Source organism: Streptococcus sp. sy004 (assembly GCF_007859205.1).
In the GTDB taxonomy this organism is placed as follows: Bacteria; Bacillota; Bacilli; order Lactobacillales; family Streptococcaceae; genus Streptococcus.
In genome coordinates this window covers 136747-155100 of sequence record NZ_VOHP01000003.1, presented here as the reverse complement: position 1 = coordinate 155100, position 18354 = coordinate 136747, and the positions used below count along the sequence as shown (strand labels likewise).

Below are 18354 nucleotides of genomic sequence, written 5' to 3'. Positions count from 1 at the left end.
TTATTTTCATAACCCGCACTTGGTTCGTCTTATTCAGTTCTCAAAGGTCTTAACGTCACCTCTCAGGCGACAACTATTACATTCTATCAAACTATACATCCCCTGTCAACTACTTTGTCAAAAAAAATTAAGGTTTTTTAAAAAAGGTTTTGATGCCTTGAATTCTGGCATCATAATGATAAAAACTCTTAGATATTCTAAGAGTTTTTGGACTATTTATTCAAACTAGAATGTTTATAACCATAAAAAGCATAAATCAAGACACCGACTAAAGTCGTGATGAAAAAGACTTTCCAAGTATCAGCATCCATTTGACCAATCATAAACAAACAGATTAAGAAAGATAAAATAGAAACTACTGGTGCTGCTGGAACACCAAACTCACCTGATTTTGGAGCTCCTTTTTCTTTTCTCAGTTTCATTAACCCAATTGGTAACATAGCCATACACATTAGCGTCACCAGACTGGTTAAATTAGCCAAAAGATTTAATGGGAAGAAACCAGCCATCAACGCTGCAATTAAACCTGATAAAATGGTTGCATTAGCTGGAACTTGACTTTTTTCACTAACATTACTAAATGATTTTGGTAAAAGCCCATCTTGACTGAGAGAAAAAAGTAAACGTGTCAGAGCAAATAAAAGCGAAATACAAACTGTAATTAAGGTAAGAATCGCAACAGTTGCAACATAATTTGCTGCCCACCCCATGCCAACTTGACGAAGAGCAAAAGCTACTGCATCACCAACATTTAATTGGGTGTAATTAACTAAACCTGACAAGATAAGAGTCACTATCGCATAAATAACAGCCACACTGGCAACAGCAATCGCAATGGCTCTAGGCATATTTTTTTGTGGATCCTTGGTTTCATCAATAGCCATCGGCATTGCCTCAAAGCCTAAGAAAGCATAGAACATTGCCGCAGCACCAACCATAATACCTGTTTCACCACCAACTAATTGACCAAAGCCAAAAGGTGCGAAATTAGACCAGTTTGCAGGGTTTATCTTGAAAATACCAACTCCAATAAAAAGAGCTAGGGCTGAAAACTTCAATACAACTAAAATATTGTTAAAACGCAAAGATTTTCTTGAATCAAGTAAAACAAGACCTGTGATTAAAACAACAACCAAAAGAGCTGCCAAGTCAACATATTGACCTTCGGCTGGATTTACCCCACTAAGAGCAGTTGGTAAATTGATACCAACTTCTGATAAAAGGCCTTTTAGATAACTTCCCCAACCTGACGATACACCTGCTACAGCCGTTAGGAATTCGATACCAACAAACCAAGCAGCCATCCAAGCAGGAAATTCACCTAAAGTTGCATAAATATAACTATACGCACCACCACCTTGTGGCAAACGTGAAGCAAATTCTGCATAAATGAACGCGGACAAACCTACAGCAATAGCCGCAATCAAAATAGAAATAATGAGTGCAGGACCTGAAGTAGCGATAGCTGCTCCTGAACGAGTAAAGATACCAGTACCAACCATGGTTCCAATACCTAATAAAATCAAACTACCTAGGCTCAAGTGACGTTGTAAACTACTTGGCTTATCATCACTTGATTTTATCCTAAAAATAGACATATAAGCCTCCTTTTTTTGAAAAATTATCTTATTTTATCATGAAAAATATAGCTTTGTAAATAGAAAAAACTGAGAAAATTCTCAGTTTTTTTCAGTAAAATGTAATTAATCTGTTTCAATCATTTGTTGTTTAACTTCATCATAAGATAAAGCATGTGGCACTTCATCATCTTTATTTTCTAAATCTGGCATTTTACCTGTTTCATAAAGTGACTTAATCTGTGCAGCATCCAAAGTTTCATATTTAAGTAAAGCTTCAGCAATTAATTGATGTGTTTCACGATTATTATTGATAATATCAGCAGCTTTTTGTCTTGCTTCATTGAGCAAGTCACGAACTTCTTCATCAATCAATAAAGCAGTCGTTTGAGAATAAGTTTTTTCTGGACTTAATTGACCGGTTCTAACCGCATGATTACCTTCATACTGAACTGGACCAAGTTTATCGCTCATCCCATATTCTGTTACCATAGCACGTGCTATCTGACTAGCTTGTTCAAAATCATTAGAAGCCCCAGTCGTTTGTACGTTTAAGAAGATTTCTTCTGCAACACGACCTCCCATCAGTCCTGCCAATCGTTCTTTCATTTCTTCCTTAGAATGTAACATTTGATCTTCTTTTGGAAGGGAAATAACATAACCACCTGCACGACCACGAGGCACAATAGTTACTTTATGAACATCATTGGCACTAGATAAAACTAAGCCAACAATCGCATGACCTGCTTCATGGTTAGCAACAATTCGGCGTTCTTTTTCAGAAACTGTTTTATCCTTTTTAGCAGGCCCTGCAAAAATACGATCTTGTGCTTCATCAATGTCCTTAGCATCAATTTTAGATTTATTCGCACGAGCAGCGACTAGAGCAGCTTCATTAAGGACGTTTTCTAAATCCGCTCCAACCAAACCTGGTGTTTGTTGGGCAATCACCTTTAGATTAACATCTTCAGCTAATGGTTTATTTTTAGCATGAACACGTAAAATAGCTTCACGCCCTTTAACATCTGGATAACCAACCAACACTTTACGGTCAAAACGACCTGGACGTAATAATGCCGAATCAAGAACATCACTACGATTGGTTGCTGCGATAACAATAATACTCTCATTGCCATCAAAACCATCCATTTCAATCAGGAGTTGATTGAGCGTTTGCTCACGCTCATCATTACCCCCTCCGATACCTGTCCCACGACGACGACCGACTGCATCAATCTCATCAATGAAAATAATAGCTTTTTCAGCTTTTTTAGCATCTTCAAAAAGGGAACGAACACGACTAGCACCAACACCGACAAACATTTCGACAAAATCTGAACCAGAAATGCTAAAGAATGGAACACCAGCTTCTCCGGCTACTGCCTTGGCTAACAATGTTTTACCTGTCCCCGGAGGCCCTTCAAGAAGAATACCGGCTGGAATACGTGCACCTAAATCGCGATATTTTTTAGGATTGCGTAAGAAATCAACAACCTCTACTAATTCTTGTTTTTCTTCTTCAGCTCCTGCTACATCAGAAAAACGGACTTTGACATTGTCTTTACTTTGAGTTTTAGCTCGATTTCTTCCAAAAGCCATCGCACCGTTAGCACCACCACCTTGACGCATCATCATCATGAAGAAACCAACCATAACTAGAATGGGCAAATAACTAGCAATGATAGAAACCCAAGTTCCTGCTGAGCTTTCTTGTTTTACTGTAATCTCTGTACCAGCTGCCTTAGCTGCTGTTTCAATAGCTTGAACAGAAACTTCACTTGGCAGCACCAAAGAGGTAAAACGACTCACCTTACTGGCGCTAGTTCCTAGGAACTTACTGGTTGTTTCTACTGTTTGAGCTGTCTTATACTGACCACTTATCTCAATCACTGCTCCACTAGGTTGATAACTAAGGTTTTTGATTTCACCTGATTCAATTTTTTTAATCAAGGTTGAGTAATTAATCTGTTGAGTTTGAACTGAGCTACCTCGTAAATAATACTGCCCTGCCGTGATTAAAACAATCATCAACAGAATATAAACGAAGGCATTTCTGACCAGTCCATTATTTTGATTATTTTTCATAATAAACTATCACAAACCTTTTCTATTTTTGGTTGTAAACTTCCTCTTTCAAAACACCAACATAGGGAAGATTACGATAATTTTCGGCATAGTCTAAACCAAAACCAACGATAAATTCATTTGGAATATTGTAGCAGACATAGTCAGCTTCAATCTCTACTTGACGACCTTCTGGTTTATCAAATAAAGTAACAATTTGAACTGACTTGGCTTGACGGTACTTGAACATATCACGCAAATATTTTAAGGTACGACCTGTGTCAATAATATCTTCGACAAAGATAATTTCACGACCTTCAACGTTAGTATCAACGTCTTTAAGGATTTTAACTTCTCCACTACTTGTTGTTCCACCGTGATAGCTAGATACCACCATAAAATCAACTTCGATATGCGTATCAATATGCTTCATCAATTCTGCCATAAAAGGAACTGAACCCTTCAAGATACCAACCAATAACGGATTTCTACCAGCATAATCCTTAGTTAATTGTTGACCAAGTTCCTTGGTTTTAGCAATAATCTCTTCTTCTGTGTAAAGTACTTTTTTGATATCTTTTTCTAACATCAGTCGCTACCATCCTCATTTTCTATCAATATGATACCCTCAATTATATCATGTTTATTCAACTTCCTCAAATAAGTTTTGTTTTTGGTTAATACAAAAATAATCTGACCATCTTGTTCGCCAACAATTGCTTGTTGACGTTCCATTGATGGAATTTTTTCATCAATAAACCAACGACGCAACTTCTTATGATAGTGGCCAAAATCAAGTTGATCACCTGCTTGGCGATAACGAAGTGTTATTGGACTTTTACTAATCAATGGAATTCCTGATTGACGAATAGACGATAACCAGGTAAAACAACGACGACTAAAATGAACTTGATTCCCTTCTATCAAAATCTTTGGCTCATCAAAAGATAATGATTCTTTTTTTACAATCTGAAAAGTTTTTTGATCTTTTATCAACTGATAATCAGCTTTTAAATCATAAGCATAATTTTTTGAATTGCTTAGGTGATAAAGTAGCTGGTCAAACTGAGATTTTGACAATTCTAAATCTGGAAACTGGCTTAGATACTCTTGCAAAAGAAAGTATTGAACTGGTTCAGTTTGATCTTGAAAAACTGCACAATCTGTTATTTCCAAATCTGATGTCAACTCACGCAAGGCTTCTAGCAAACGATTGGTTTCATGTGAAACATGCAGCAATTGTTGACGAAATTTAGGATTTTCTTGACTCAAAAGTGGTAGATACTGGTGTCGGACACGATTTCTAAAATAAAGCGAAGAAGCATTAGAAGCATCGTCAAAATGAAAAGGATTTGGTAACTCTGATTTACTAAAACTTAGAAATGGACGGATTAACTGACCATTTGCAAAATCCCGTACTTCCTTAATCCCAACTAAATGTCGTAAACGACTACCTCTAATAAGACGCATGAAAATCGTTTCTGCTTGATCGTCTGCATGGTGGGCTGTGACTAAGGCTGTATAGCCTTCTTCTATCATAATTTTTTCAAAAAAACGATAGCGGTAATCACGCGCATTTTTTTCTGAAAAAACTCCTTGAAAAGTTTGAGTATAGATAGGCAAATGATGTTCTTTTGCCCACTGTTTCAAGTAATTCTCTTCTTCTATACTCTCAGCACGCTGGTTATGATTGATGTGAGCAAGTCCTAGTTCAATCCCTAACTCTTCTTGATAACTATGTAAAAAGTGAAGTAAATTCATGGAATCTACCCCACCTGAAATGGCAATCAATACCTTTTTATGTTCCTTGAAAAACTGTTTTTCTTGAACATAGGTCAATATTTTTTCATACATCATTTTAATATCTCATAGACATCATTAGCAATGGTAGTAATTTCATCATAACTAGATTTATCAGTAAAAATCGAAAGAATAAAAGGAGAGTCTGCATAGACAAGAGCAACATCATGTTTGTAATCATAAGCATCGCCGATTTTATGGGCAACACGAGCTGAAATATCTTTAGAAATGCGTTGGTTATCAAAATCTGTTTCTGACAAATATGTCAGAATCTGACTATTTTGATAGTAAAGTTTCTCCATGATTTTTCCAGCCATTTTAGCAGACATTTGTTTTTCTGTCATGTTCCAAGAACCACCGGCTAAATTCTCAATAGTCGTTTGATAGGTTTTATTATACTGGTTAGCAACATAATAACCTAAAAGATTACTGGCAACATTATCTGAATTTTGGGAAACATATCTAGTTAACTCATCAATACTATAATCCTTATTGTCGGCAGTTAAACTCATCTTACTGCTACCACTGACATCATAGGAGCCAGAAAATTGATTAACTTGTTCAATATAGGTTAACTTATCTGACAGAACTAGAGAACCATTTGCTAATTGTTCTTCAACATAATAAAGAAGAGGTAATTTAGCAATACTAGCACTATACATACGCTGGTCTGGATTGATACTAGCCGTAGCCTGAGTCGCTAGTTGCTTGATATAAATACCATAGTTAGATTTGTTATATTTTTGATTTAATAATTTTTGAACCTTATCTATTCTGGTATCAATTTCAGACAGGTCATCAGCTCTAACCCAGCCTTTATTTTCAATTTCTAAAAATACACCATGTTGTGTCCTTGCTCGGCTTATGACTGAAACTGGACTATAGGCTTCAATAGCTGTATCTTTCGAACTTACTCCTAAAACATAGGGAGCAGTATAAATTGTAGCCTTGTCCTTGGTCCAATAGGTTTGTGTCAAGTTCTCATTGTCAAAGACCACATCATCAAAAATCAGCCACTTACTAGCGGGCAAATAATTGCCGTCAGTCAATTCAAAAACAGGTACTGCCTGATCATTGATGGTCAAACGTTTGATTGATAAGTTTTCATTTGGTTTAAGCCAACCTGCAGTCGTTTTCAACTGACTGTCAGCATAAGCGGGTGTTTCTTGAAAAAGATTAGGATTTTGTGGCATCTGTTCAAAATAACTGTAGCGTGTGCCAACATCAGCAGAAAGTTGGTAACGCTGACCACTGGTCAAGAAGATATCCATCTCACCACTATCTAAACTCATTGGGCTGAAAAAAATTGGTAGAACAAACAGTAATAAAAGTTTTTTCACGCCCAACTCCTTTCTCTTAATTAACCTTTTCCTCACGCAAAGCTTGATTTTTTTCTGACAATTCTTCCAACTTATCGTCAGAGTAGGTTAAAAATTTTTCAATCGTTTCAATTAAATTATCCATAAGTCTATTTTGGTAATAAATCTGGCACAGGATAAATAATTTCTCCTGTTTGCGAATAGTAATACTTGGCTCTTGCGTATTTCTCAATATAAGATGAATCTTTGAGACGCTTGGCTAACAATTTTTGTGCATCTGTTTCAAGCACCAGTGCTTGATAACGTTGTTCTAATTTTTCAATCTCTACTCTTCGTTTCTCTAACTTTTCATAAGTTGAAATCAAATTATAGGTCGGTAAAATGAACAAAAGCATCATACAAATCAGAATCCAACCCATAAAACGATGACGTTTACGCGTCTCCTCTTCTTCATAACGCTTACGTAAACTTTCATCGTTGACATAAGCATTATTCATCTGCAAAACATTAGGCTTGCTCATCTGATTCAATCCTTACCTCACTGACAATTTCATACATTCTTGTAGCGTCTTCTTTTTTGGTGCTATCTTTCATTTCTAAAACACGAACAGTTAATAGCTTATTACCAAAACGAATGTCAATCTGATCATTGATCTTTAAGTCAGTTGATGACTTGGCTAAAATACCATTCACCTTAATTCGTCCCTTATCAGCTACTTCTTTTGCTACTGGACGACGTTTAATAATTCGGGATACCTTCAAATACTTATCTAATCTCATAACTCACCTCGTATTTTTTCATTCTATCATTTTTTTCTTAAAAATGGTAGAAAGGACCACAGATCTTTCGGAAAAACCTGCCATTTACTTGCTAGTAGGACAAATAAACCAACTCCACTAGCAGTTGACAAAATGATAGTTAAAAAAGTTATTAAACGACTTGATGAAGGCAGTACATTAGATAAAATCCAAACTAAACGACCCATCACGACTAAACTAAGATAATATTTATAAGAAAAGACAAACCTAAACGAAAACTCTTTCCGACTTATCCATAAATAAGCTAGTAAAACAATGCATAAACTCAAAACACTAGACCAACTGCTGCCAACAAGACCAAAATAATGTGTTAAAGGAGCTGTTAGCAAGAGTTTTGTGACTAAACCGAGAACCAAACAACGAAGAGAGGAGCGATGTTGCCCTATAATAAATTGATGATGATGAAAAAATTGTACTAAACTTGAAAGAAAAATCAAGATCATATAAACTTGCAACATAGCTAAGCCTTTACGATCATTAAACAGAACTTGGTTGACTAAGGGAAGTAAAATCAAGCAACCAACGGTCAAGATTAGACTCAAATAATAGATCAGGCTTAAAAAATGCTGACTAAGTTGCTTATAAGATTGACTATCTTCTTCATACAAACGACTGAATTTGGGTAAATAGCTAGTAAATAGAGCTATAAATACAATCAAACCAAATTGTAATAGGGGTTGCCCACGGTCATAAATCCCTTTTTGATACTCTGCTTGTATCGTATTCATTCCAGAGGAAACTAGACTATTTTTTAATAAAAAGGCATCAATCAATTGAAACAGTAAGAGATAAATAGCATATAAGGTAAAAACAAAACTAGAAAAGAACAATGGCTTTAATTGTGACCAAAATGTCATATTAAATGAACCAAATCTCAACCACTGAATTTTGATTGATAAACTCAAATAGATTAGAGAAAAGCAACTCGCAATCACATTTCCCCAAGCAGCAAAATTAGCTGTGCGATAGATATCCCAACCATAACCTAAATAACACAAGGCTGCGACAATAATCACTAAAACACGAATAGTTTGTTCCAATACTTGACTAATAGCTGTTACTTTCATCTGACCTAGACCTTGATCAAAGCCACGATAAATCGATAAAAAAGGAGTCAATAAAAGTAAGACAGATACAGCCAATAAGGCAGAACCTAGTTGATTAGCTCCCATAAGCTCAGCTAGTGTTTGATGACAGACGCCTAATAACAGTGCCATTGACCAACAACAACTGATCAATAACCTAGTCAAATTTCCTAAAGAATTAAAATCTTTCTTTTGTAAGACACTAGACATAAAATTGGGAAAAGCCGTCAGAGCCAAGGTTGAAATAATGGCTAAAAAAGGATAGACCTGCTGGTAAGCATAGAAACCTCTATCCCCAACCAAATTCTGATAGGGAATGCGATAACTAGCTGCTAAAATTTTTGATATGAAGCCACTAAGCCCAATAACTAAACTAGCCTTCTTGGCTTGATTGAGCTGTTTTTCTTGCTTTGATGTCACAACAAGCCTCCCCGAACTTTCCTAATTCCTCTAAAATCGCATAATCTTTTTTATTTCTAATGTCAAAAATCACTTCAATTTTGCCTTCATACTCGCTAATTCTAGCCTTCAACTTAGTTTTAGATAAGGCTTCAAAATAATCTTGTGTTAAGAAATAGGATTGAATGACTTTTTCAAAACGAACGGTCAACCGATCAAGTTGACGTTCAACTACTTCAACAAAAACTTGGTCTAACTGAGATTTTATTAAAGCAATTTCTAATAGATAAGCGACTGAATCTGGGTATTCACCAAAACGATCAATTAGTTCATCCTGTAAATTTTCATAATCCAAACGATTAACCAATTCACGAATGCGTTTGTAAACTTCAATCTTTTGACGCTCATCTGTAATATAATTCTTAGGAATATAGGCATCCATTTGAAGATTCAGCTCAGCATTACCTTTTTGACGAACCTTAACCTGTCCTTGCTTCTTAGCCAAAGCTTCTTCTAGAAGTTGTGAGTAAAGCTCAAATCCAACTGAGTCAATGAACCCACTTTGTGAAGCTCCCAAAAGATTTCCAGCTCCACGAATAGACAGATCTCGCATAGCAATCTTAAAGCCACTACCTAACTCTGTAAAACCTTTTATGGCCTCCAGACGTTTTTCAGAAACTTCGGTCAAAATCTTATCTCGACGATACATGAGATAGGCATAGGCAATACGATTACTACGTCCAACCCTCCCTCTAAGTTGATACAAGGTTGACAAACCCATATAATCCGCATTTTCGATAAATAAGGTATTAACATTAGCGATGTCAACGCCTGTTTCAATAATTGTTGTCGCAACCAACACATCATAAGCTCCATCAATAAAGTCTAAGAGTGTATTTTCTAACTGAATTTCACTCATTTGACCATGAACAAAACCTATTGAGGCTTCAGGAATCAAGTCCTGTAATTCAGAAACTTTTTGTTCCAAAGTGTCAACTCGATTGTAAACGTAAAAGACTTGGCCACCTCGATCAATTTCTCTTAACGTTGCTTCCCTAATTAAGCCAGGATTTGTCTCCATAACATAAGTTTGAACAGGATAACGATTAGTTGGAGGGGTTTCAATCACAGATAAATCTCGAATACCTAACATGGACATGTGTAAAGTTCTTGGTATCGGAGTAGCTGTCAAGGTTAGCACATCAATCTTATTTTTTAATTCTTTTAGTCTCTCTTTATGCTTGACACCGAAACGTTGCTCCTCATCAATGATTAACAAACCTAAATCAGAAAATTCTACATCCTTTGATAATAGACGATGAGTACCGATAATAATGTCAACTTGACCTTTACTCAACTTGACAAGTGTGTCAACTTGTTCTTTTTTAGTCTGAAATCGGCTCAAAACACCTACTTCAACTGCAAAATTGCTAAAACGTTCCTTGAAATTAACATAATGTTGTTGCGCTAAGACTGTTGTCGGCACTAAAACAGCAACTTGCTTGCCATCATTAACTGCCTTAAAAGCAGCTCGCATGGCAACTTCTGTCTTACCAAAACCAACATCGCCAACCAATAGACGATCCATTGGCCGATCCATTTCCATATCCTGTTTGATTTCTTTAATGGAACGCAATTGATCATCTGTTTCAGCGTAAGCAAAATCATTGTCAAAATCAATTTGACTAGTATCATCTGGCGAAAACGCAAAACCTTTTAATTGACTACGTTCAGCATAGAGTTGCAACAAATCATCCGCAATATCTTCAACCTGCTTGACTACTTTTTGTTTGGTCTTTTTGAAGCGACCATCGTTTAATTTGTTAAGTTTCGGTTCTTTACCATCACTTGATAGGTATTTTGACAAACTGTCAATTTGATCAATGGGAACAGAAATCCTATCCTGATTTTGATATTGAATGGTTAAGTAATCCCTATGCACCCCATTGATTTCAATGGTTTCAAGACCAAGAAATTGACCGATACCATGGACATGGTGAACAACATAATCTCCTGTTTCTAATTCATTATAATCTTTTAGTCGTTCAGCATTACTCAAATGTTGACGGCGTATTTTACGTTTTATTTTTTTATGGAAAATTTCTTTTTCTGTCAATAAAGCAAGTTTCTCATCAGCAAAATAAAACCCCTGAGCTAGATTGCCTATTAGCAGTTGAATGCTACCTTTTTCAATTTGCTGACTACTTGTAACCAACACCTCAACTTGATAATCTTGTAAAGTTGCTTGTAACTCTTGTAAACTTTTATCTGTATTTAGCTGTAAAATGACCGTTGCACCATTTTTTTGATAACGATTGAGTTCATCAACTAAAAGTGGTAATTGATGATAAAAATCTTGCATCGGATACTGGGTCAAATTGTAAATTTTTTGAAATCTGATGTTTCCTAATCCCTTATGAAAATTAGAAAAAAAGGTAGCTGGTTGATAGTGACGTAAATTTTGATAACTATTTGCCAAATAGGTTTGACTTGGTAAAGCCTTTCCTTCTTGTAAACGATCTGTCAAGTAATGAGCTATATCTAAATCTAACTTGGCATGACGATCAACCAGTTTCTGAAAATCATCAAAAAATATTGGAGTTTCTTTTGGTAAATAGTCTAATATAGTCCAAATCTTTTCATAAAAATAGGGTAAAAATTGCCTAAAATCTTCATGTCTTCTTCTTTGTTGACTAGCTAATAAAACTTGTTCCAAATAATCACTTAAAGGAGTTGACCGCCTTGAATTTTCTAATATCTGGGCACAACGATCAAAATCGTCATCTAATAGAATCATCTCATCTGCTGGACTAATTAAAATTGTTTCTAAGTTTTCTAAAGATTTTTGACTTTGACTATCAAAAAGGCGAATGCCATCAATCTCATCACCAAAAAATTCAAGACGATAAGCTCGATCAGATTGACTATCATAAATATCAAAGATATCGCCACGTTGGCTAAATTGCCCTAACTGACTAACCTGACTAACCTTTTCATAGCCTAAATTAATCAATTTTTGGCTTAACTCAACAGGAGATAGTTCCTGACCTAGAGTCAAATTAAGTAAACTTTTTTGATAAATGTCGGGATTTGCTAAAGGTAAGCGACAGGCTGCCAAACTAAGAATGACAATGCCTTCAGCAACAGGATCCAAAAGAAAATTTAATGTTTCTAAACGAGAACGTGACTTTTCTTGAGAACTAAGTAAAAATTCACCAAGTAAGGCATCATCCATAAAAAACTGATAGACGATGTCTTCACCTAGTAAATCTGATAAATCACTGGCTAGTTGTTCTGATTCATGATGAGTTGCTGTCAGAATCACTAACTTAGAGCGATTTTTTTGCCAGTAAGCTGCCATGGCCAAGCTCTTACTCGAACCAGATAGCCCCATAACTAGCTGTCGTTCCAAAGCAGTTCCTTGAGTTAGCCAATCTTCAATTTGTTTATTTTGAGTAAAGACATCTAATAATGTTTGGTTAGCCATTGTACTGTCTCATCGTCGCTTCAAAATCACGACTTGTCAAGTAATAGTTTACAGATTTGTCAACTTTGTCAAGCGTATTTTCTATTAAAATCAATTCCTCTTGTTCAAAATTTCCTAATACATGATTGATAACCGTCATCTTAGGTTTAGGACGACCTATGCCAATCTTAATTCGATCAAATTCTTGAGTATTTAATTGACTAATAATGCTTTTAATTCCATTATGACCGCCCGCAGAACCTTTGTTTCTAAAGCGAATCTTACCTACTTCTAAGTCTAAATCATCATAAATAACGATTAAATCTTCTACTGAAATATTATAATAAGTTAACAGAGCCCTAACTGCCAAACCGCTATTGTTCATATAAGTCAAAGGCTTAACAAAATACACTTTTTCCTGTTGGATAAAAGACCAACCAAGCATCGCTTTAAAAATCTTATCCTCTGTAAAGTTTACGTCAAGTTCCTTTACAAGTCTGTCAATCGACATAAAACCAATATTATGACGTGTTTTTTCATATTTTGAGCCTGGGTTACCTAAACCCACAATCATTTTTACCATATTTTCTCCTTAAACAGTAAAAGGGAAGTGACCAAAGTATTTGATTAAACAAACAGCTTCTCTCACTTCCTCTTAATTGAATTAAACATTAAAACGGAATTCCATAATATCGCCGTCTTGGACAATATAGTCTTTTCCTTCTTCTCGTAAACGACCCGCTTCTTTAACAGCTTTTTCACTACCATAAGTCATTAAATCGTCATAAGACATGGTTACTGCTCTAATAAAACCTTTCTCAAAGTCAGAATGAATAATACCTGCAGCTTGCGGTGCTTTAATTCCACGTTTAAAAGTCCAAGCTCGCACTTCTTTTTCTCCCGCAGTAAAATAAGTTCCCAAACCAAGTAAATGATAGGCTGCTCGTGTCAATTTATCAACACCAGACTCTGCCAGGCCAATAGCTTCTAGAAATTCTTGCTTATCTTCATCATCAAGTTCTGAGATTTCTTCTTCTGCACGCGCTGAAATAACTACTACTTCTGCATTTTCAGTTGCTGCAAAGTCACGAATCGCTTGAACATAGGAAATTTCATCAGGAGCAGCAACCTTGTCTTCATCGACATTAGCCACATACAAAACTGGTTTAGTCGTCAATAAAAATAAACCCTTGACAACTTTCAATTCTTCATCTGTAAATTCTACTGTACGAGCTGATTTGCCATCTTCTAAAACTGGTTTAATTTTTTCTAAGACTGCAAATTCTGCAACTGATTCCTTATCTTTTTGGGTTCTAGCCATCTTCTCAACACGAGCATAGCGCTTATTGATACTTTCTAAATCAGCTAAAATCAGTTCTAAGTTAATTGTTTCAATATCAGCAATTGGATCAACAAAAGCTGACTCACGACCTTGTTCACGCATAACATTTTCATCGTCAAAAGCACGAACCACATGCACAATGGCATCTACTTCACGGATATTGGCCAAAAATTTATTGCCCAGTCCTTCACCTTTTGAAGCTCCCTTAACAATTCCTGCAATATCTGTAAATTCAAAGGTTGTTGGTACTGTTTTTTTAGGTGTAATCAACTCTGTCAACTTCTGTAAACGATGATCTGGTACTTCAACCATACCAACATTAGGATCAATAGTCGCAAAAGGATAATTGGCAGCTTCTGCTCCTGCCTTTGTAATTGCATTAAATAGAGTTGATTTACCGACGTTTGGTAAACCAACGATACCTGCTGTTAAAGCCATAGCTTATTTATCTCCATCTTAAAAACTTAATCATCACCATTGTACCAAAATTTACTTAAATAAGCTAGATGAAGCCTTAGTCTTTCTATTGGTTTAATCTAAAATTTTTTTCAAACGACGTTCAAAATCATATCGACTCATCATAAGCTCATGTTGACAGTTTTGACAGTGTAATTTGATATCAGCTCCTAATCGTTTAATCAGCCAACAATTTGCTTTTTTACCAGTTTCTTTGATAAGACAAGCATGCGGTTTTTTCATTTCTACTAAGCTTCCCAACTCATACATGGTTACTTTCCTCTCTGAATCAATATTTAACACAATTATAACAAAAAAGAACTTCACAAGGAAGTTCTTTATTCTAATTAGTACGTACTGGCGTAATCAGTTGAACAAAATTTTCACTAGCATCGCCAGGCGTTAAAGTAAATGGACGAACTGGAGAAATAAAACGAATTCTAACTGTTTCACTCTTTAGAGCTTTCAAGGCTTCAATCAAATAGGTTGGATTAAAGCTAATCGTTAAATCATTCCCTGCTAATTCCTCTGTTTCAATTTGTTCATTCACCTTACCCACCTCAGGAGAATTAACATGAGCAGTAACTTGACCTTGTTTAATCTCTAATTTAACCGTACCATTTTGACTAGCATTAGATACCAAGAAGGCACGTTCCATTGCTGAACGTAAGCTTGCAACCTGACAAACCATTTCCGTTTCAAAACTTGATACCAATAGACGATCTGTATCTGGATAAGCTCCTTCAAGTAAACGAGTGTAGAAGCTAATATTTTCACTTCTAAAGAGCATTTGGTTGGTTGAGAAGAAAACTTCAACTGTTTCAATATCGTCTGTAAAAACAGCTGACAATTCTCTTAGTGACTTGCTAGGTAAAACAACATCGAAATGATCTCCAGCTTTATCTAAATTTAATTGACGCTGACTCATTCGATGAGAATCTGTTGCCACTGCTTTAAAGTCTGTCTCATTTTGTAAAACAAAGTGCACTCCTGTCAAGATAGGACGACTTTCTTGAGTACTAGCTGCAAAAGCTGTTTCTAAAATTAAGTTTTTTAATAATTTCGTATTAAAAACTAAAGGATTTTGTGTTGTCATTTCTTGTAAGCGTGGGTACTGATCAACATCTTTTCCTTTAAGTGTAATTTCTGATTTTCCACTTCTAATTACCACTTGATGATGCTCAATCTCTTCTAAATCTAAAGTAACATCTGGCAAACTAGAAATAATATTGATGAAGAAATTAGCTTCCAACAAAATACTACCTGGTGAGCTGATTAAAAGGCCAGAATTTTGATTATCTTGACTGATAAAATGCTCAATTGAAATTTGTCCATTTGAACCAGTTAAGGTAATACCTTCTTGACTGATTTCTAATTTCAAACTTGATAAAATCGGAATGGCATTTTTAGAAGAAATTGCACGTTTTGTGATATTTAAAGATTGAAGAAAGAAAGCCTTGTTGATAGAAAATTTGATCATGAGAACTCCTTTATTTATATAATAATAAATTTAGTAGTAGTAGTAGGTCTTGTGGATAAGGTGGAAAAATATCCCGAAGTAAAGTTTATCAAGGGATTAAACTTGTTCACAACTTGTGGATAACTTACCATAATTGTTTATCTTTTCCACAAGACTATTTTAATTTATTTTTGATGGTGTTGATTTCAATACTTAGACTTTCATCCTGGGTCATCATATTTTTAATCTTGTTGTAAGCATGAAGAACAGTAGAATGGTCACGTCCTCCAAATTCTTTACCAATTTTGGTCGTACTATTGTCAGTTAATTCACGCGATAAATAAATAGCAACTTGTCTAGCTAGGGCTAGATTTTGTGGTCGTTTAGTTGATTTAATTTCCTTGACAGTGACACCATAAAATTTACCAACTTCTTCTTGGATGGTTTCAATGGGAATGACATTGATTTTTGGTGCTTCTGTTGTTCGTGAACGGATGGCTTTGGCTACCAGCTCAACGGTAATCACTTTTGCTTTTTCAAGATTAGTAGCCAGATGGATATTTTTTAAGGCACCTTCTAGATCACGGACGTTGGAATCAACAAGATTTGCCAGATATTCAATCGCATCTTTTTCAAAGTTAAAATCATATTGTTGGATTTTATCTTCAATGATGGCAACACGCGTTTCAAAATCAGGCGGTGTGATATGAACAGTCAAATCCCAAGCAAAACGTGTAACCAAGCGATCAGGCAGCGATTCTAGGCTTTTTGGGGCACGATCACTCGTTAAGATAATTTGTTTTTTCTTATCATGTAAAGTATTGAAGATATTGAAAAATTCTTCTTGTGTGCTTTCTTTATTGGCTAAAAATTGCACATCGTCAATTAAAAGCACATCAAGATTACGGAACTTTTCACGGAAATCATCCATTGTTCCAAGTCGAGTGGCTGTGACAAATTCATTGACAAAGTTCTCAGTTGTAATATAAAGGATTCGTGCGAGTGGTTCATCATTTTGTATAGCATTACCAACTGCATTAAGCAGATGGGTTTTTCCTAAACCTGGTCCTCCCCAAATAAATAAAGGATTGTAGTTGATGCCAGGCTTATCTGTAGTTGCCAAACAGGCTGAAACTGCCCATTCATTTCCCTTTCCTTGAATAAAATTACTAAAATGGTAACTTCCATTTAGATTTGATGGGAAAGTTTGTAATGGTTTTGTCACTACAGTTTGCGTCACAAAGTCAGCTATTGAGTCACTATTGACTTCTTTTTGGCTATCTTCTTGCTCGCCAATGACATAATTTGTTTTAATTTCTTGGTCAAAAACCTCAAAGCCAATTACTGTAATCAGATTTTCAGCAGTTTTTTCCCAAAAAAGTAACTTTATCTGAGCATCGAGTTGAATCGTAGCAATATTTGCTTTGATATGTAGTAATTTAGCAGGTTTAATATAATATTGATAAGCATTTTGGCCTACATGTGTTTCAGCTAAACTTAAAAAACGCTGCCAAAATTGTTGTTCTTGTGGTGTCATAACAGCTCCTTTCTAGTCTAATTGGTATTCCTATTTTATCATAAGAGGATTTATTTGCCAACAAAATAAAAAAGTTTTCCACAAGCTGTTAATAAAAGTCAACATTGTTAAAAACAGGTTTTCCACAGTATGTGGAAAACCTGTTTGAGCTTGTTTTTAAGGGAAAACTGCCGTGGATAACTTGTTAAAAAGTTTGCTTTCGAAAAATCTTAGATTAACAAGTTATTTTAACTTGTTGATAAGTTTTTGAAATTCTTCTTCAGATGAAAAACTTAGAGTGATTTGCCCCTTATTTTTTTTCTTGGTTAAAATTTTGACAGGTAATCCAAGTGAACGACTGAGTTCAAGTTCGTAATCTCTTGAAAAAAGATCAGTCTGTTTGGGCTGCGTTTTTTTTGTCTTAGGTTGTAATAGTTGTTCTAACTGTCTAACACTGAGATTTTGAGCCTTTATCTGGTTCAAATAAATTTCTTGTTCTTCTCTTGATAAGCCAACTAATAGTCGCGCGTGACCTGAAGATAATTGTCCTAATTCGATAGCTTTTTGTAGCTGCTCGCTTAATTGTAAGAGACGAATGCTATTCGAGATATAAGGTCGTGACTTCCCCATGCTTTGAGCCAATTCTTCTTGGGTCATCTGAGTTTGAGATAAAATTTGCTGATAGGCCTTAGCTTCTTCGATCGGGTTAAGATTGGAGCGTTGTAAATTTTCTATGATTGCTTGCGTCATGCTTTCTTGATCAGAAAGTTCTTTGATCACTGCAGGAACTTCTATCAATCCAGCTAATTTTGCTGCCCTAAACCGACGTTCCCCAGCAATAAGTTCATAACCGAAAATATCAGATTTTCTAACGATTATTGGTTGAATAAGGCCATGTTCTTTGATTGACAGGCTTAATTCCTCTAATTCTTCAGGCTTAAAATGTAGGCGTGGCTGATAGGGATTCGGTGTGATATCAGTTAGCTTAATTTTGGCGAATAAATCAGTCATGTAAACTTCCTTGTCAATAAAAAATACCTTTACACTATTGT

At 35.5% G+C, this 18354-nt stretch carries 16 protein-coding genes; all 16 read right to left on the bottom strand.

Annotation, left to right across the window (positions count from 1 at the left end; translation table 11 throughout):
* Window positions 1-212: 212 nt before the first annotated feature.
* Window positions 213-1598 (bottom strand): amino acid permease, encoded by a 1386-nt coding sequence (locus FRX54_RS04400; RefSeq protein WP_146461435.1) that lies wholly within the window; start codon window positions 1596-1598, stop codon window positions 213-215.
* A 105-nt stretch (window positions 1599-1703) separates the two neighbouring features.
* On the bottom strand, window positions 1704-3662 hold the full coding sequence (gene ftsH / locus FRX54_RS04395; protein ID WP_146461433.1) for an ATP-dependent zinc metalloprotease FtsH: 1959 nt from the start codon (window positions 3660-3662) through the stop codon (window positions 1704-1706).
* A gap of 22 nt (window positions 3663-3684) precedes the next feature.
* Window positions 3685-4230, bottom strand: a complete 546-nt coding sequence (gene hpt / locus FRX54_RS04390) for a hypoxanthine phosphoribosyltransferase (protein ID WP_146461431.1) — start codon at window positions 4228-4230, stop codon at window positions 3685-3687.
* Window positions 4230-5498, bottom strand: coding sequence for a tRNA lysidine(34) synthetase TilS (gene tilS, locus FRX54_RS04385; protein ID WP_146461429.1), 1269 nt, complete (start codon window positions 5496-5498; stop codon window positions 4230-4232). Before tilS ends, hpt begins: the two co-directional genes overlap by 1 nt.
* Complete coding sequence (locus FRX54_RS04380; RefSeq protein WP_146461427.1) at window positions 5495-6781, bottom strand: serine hydrolase; 1287 nt, start codon at window positions 6779-6781, stop codon at window positions 5495-5497. Before FRX54_RS04380 ends, tilS begins: the two co-directional genes overlap by 4 nt.
* Before the next feature lie 16 nt (window positions 6782-6797).
* Window positions 6798-6905 carry an SP_0009 family protein gene (locus FRX54_RS04375; RefSeq protein ID WP_146461425.1) on the bottom strand — a complete coding sequence of 36 codons (108 nt, stop codon included), beginning with the start codon at window positions 6903-6905 and terminating at the stop codon, window positions 6798-6800.
* A gap of 4 nt (window positions 6906-6909) precedes the next feature.
* A complete protein-coding gene (locus FRX54_RS04370) occupies window positions 6910-7281 on the bottom strand; it encodes a septum formation initiator family protein (RefSeq protein WP_146461423.1) in 372 nt (123 codons plus the stop codon).
* On the bottom strand, window positions 7268-7540 hold the full coding sequence (locus tag FRX54_RS04365; protein WP_146461421.1) for an RNA-binding S4 domain-containing protein: 273 nt from the start codon (window positions 7538-7540) through the stop codon (window positions 7268-7270). The genes FRX54_RS04370 and FRX54_RS04365 overlap by 14 nt, the downstream gene beginning before the upstream one ends.
* 26 nt (window positions 7541-7566) lie before the next feature.
* Window positions 7567-9084: an oligosaccharide flippase family protein gene (locus FRX54_RS04360; RefSeq protein WP_146461419.1), complete on the bottom strand. Its 1518-nt coding sequence runs from the start codon at window positions 9082-9084 to the stop codon at window positions 7567-7569.
* Window positions 9038-12550 carry a transcription-repair coupling factor gene (mfd, locus tag FRX54_RS04355; protein WP_146461417.1) on the bottom strand — a complete coding sequence of 1171 codons (3513 nt, stop codon included), beginning with the start codon at window positions 12548-12550 and terminating at the stop codon, window positions 9038-9040. Before mfd ends, FRX54_RS04360 begins: the two co-directional genes overlap by 47 nt.
* Complete coding sequence (pth, locus tag FRX54_RS04350; protein WP_146461415.1) at window positions 12543-13112, bottom strand: aminoacyl-tRNA hydrolase; 570 nt, start codon at window positions 13110-13112, stop codon at window positions 12543-12545. Before pth ends, mfd begins: the two co-directional genes overlap by 8 nt.
* An 81-nt stretch (window positions 13113-13193) precedes the next feature.
* Window positions 13194-14309: a redox-regulated ATPase YchF gene (ychF, locus tag FRX54_RS04345; RefSeq protein ID WP_146461414.1), complete on the bottom strand. Its 1116-nt coding sequence runs from the start codon at window positions 14307-14309 to the stop codon at window positions 13194-13196.
* A 93-nt stretch (window positions 14310-14402) separates the two neighbouring features.
* Window positions 14403-14597 carry a DUF951 domain-containing protein gene (locus tag FRX54_RS04340; RefSeq protein WP_146461412.1) on the bottom strand — a complete coding sequence of 65 codons (195 nt, stop codon included), beginning with the start codon at window positions 14595-14597 and terminating at the stop codon, window positions 14403-14405.
* 73 nt (window positions 14598-14670) lie between these two features.
* On the bottom strand, window positions 14671-15807 hold the full coding sequence (dnaN, locus tag FRX54_RS04335; RefSeq protein WP_146461410.1) for a DNA polymerase III subunit beta: 1137 nt from the start codon (window positions 15805-15807) through the stop codon (window positions 14671-14673).
* 154 nt (window positions 15808-15961) lie between these two features.
* Complete coding sequence (dnaA, locus tag FRX54_RS04330) at window positions 15962-17323, bottom strand: chromosomal replication initiator protein DnaA (protein ID WP_146461408.1); 1362 nt, start codon at window positions 17321-17323, stop codon at window positions 15962-15964.
* 222 nt (window positions 17324-17545) lie between these two features.
* Entirely contained in the window at window positions 17546-18313 is a 768-nt protein-coding gene (locus FRX54_RS04325; protein WP_146461407.1) for a ParB/RepB/Spo0J family partition protein, read from the bottom strand.
* Between the last annotated feature and the right edge of the window lie 41 nt (window positions 18314-18354).

Excerpts from the sequence above, each read along its gene's own strand:
- FRX54_RS04340 (WP_146461412.1), bottom strand. The coding sequence starts at position 14,597 with ATGTATGAGTTGGGAAGCTTAGTAGAAATGAAAAAACCGCATGCTTGT.
- FRX54_RS04400 (WP_146461435.1), bottom strand. The coding sequence starts at position 1,598 with ATGTCTATTTTTAGGATAAAATCAAGTGATGATAAGCCAAGTAGTTTA.
- ftsH (WP_146461433.1), bottom strand. The coding sequence starts at position 3,662 with ATGAAAAATAATCAAAATAATGGACTGGTCAGAAATGCCTTCGTTTAT.
- FRX54_RS04375 (WP_146461425.1), bottom strand. The coding sequence starts at position 6,905 with ATGGATAATTTAATTGAAACGATTGAAAAATTTTTAACCTACTCTGAC.
- FRX54_RS04325 (WP_146461407.1), bottom strand. The coding sequence starts at position 18,313 with ATGACTGATTTATTCGCCAAAATTAAGCTAACTGATATCACACCGAAT.
- ychF (WP_146461414.1), bottom strand. The coding sequence starts at position 14,309 with ATGGCTTTAACAGCAGGTATCGTTGGTTTACCAAACGTCGGTAAATCA.
- dnaA (WP_146461408.1), bottom strand. The coding sequence starts at position 17,323 with ATGACACCACAAGAACAACAATTTTGGCAGCGTTTTTTAAGTTTAGCT.
- pth (WP_146461415.1), bottom strand. The coding sequence starts at position 13,112 with ATGGTAAAAATGATTGTGGGTTTAGGTAACCCAGGCTCAAAATATGAA.
- hpt (WP_146461431.1), bottom strand. The coding sequence starts at position 4,230 with ATGTTAGAAAAAGATATCAAAAAAGTACTTTACACAGAAGAAGAGATT.
- FRX54_RS04370 (WP_146461423.1), bottom strand. The coding sequence starts at position 7,281 with ATGAGCAAGCCTAATGTTTTGCAGATGAATAATGCTTATGTCAACGAT.
- FRX54_RS04365 (WP_146461421.1), bottom strand. The coding sequence starts at position 7,540 with ATGAGATTAGATAAGTATTTGAAGGTATCCCGAATTATTAAACGTCGT.
- dnaN (WP_146461410.1), bottom strand. The coding sequence starts at position 15,807 with ATGATCAAATTTTCTATCAACAAGGCTTTCTTTCTTCAATCTTTAAAT.
- mfd (WP_146461417.1), bottom strand. The coding sequence starts at position 12,550 with ATGGCTAACCAAACATTATTAGATGTCTTTACTCAAAATAAACAAATT.
- tilS (WP_146461429.1), bottom strand. The coding sequence starts at position 5,498 with ATGATGTATGAAAAAATATTGACCTATGTTCAAGAAAAACAGTTTTTC.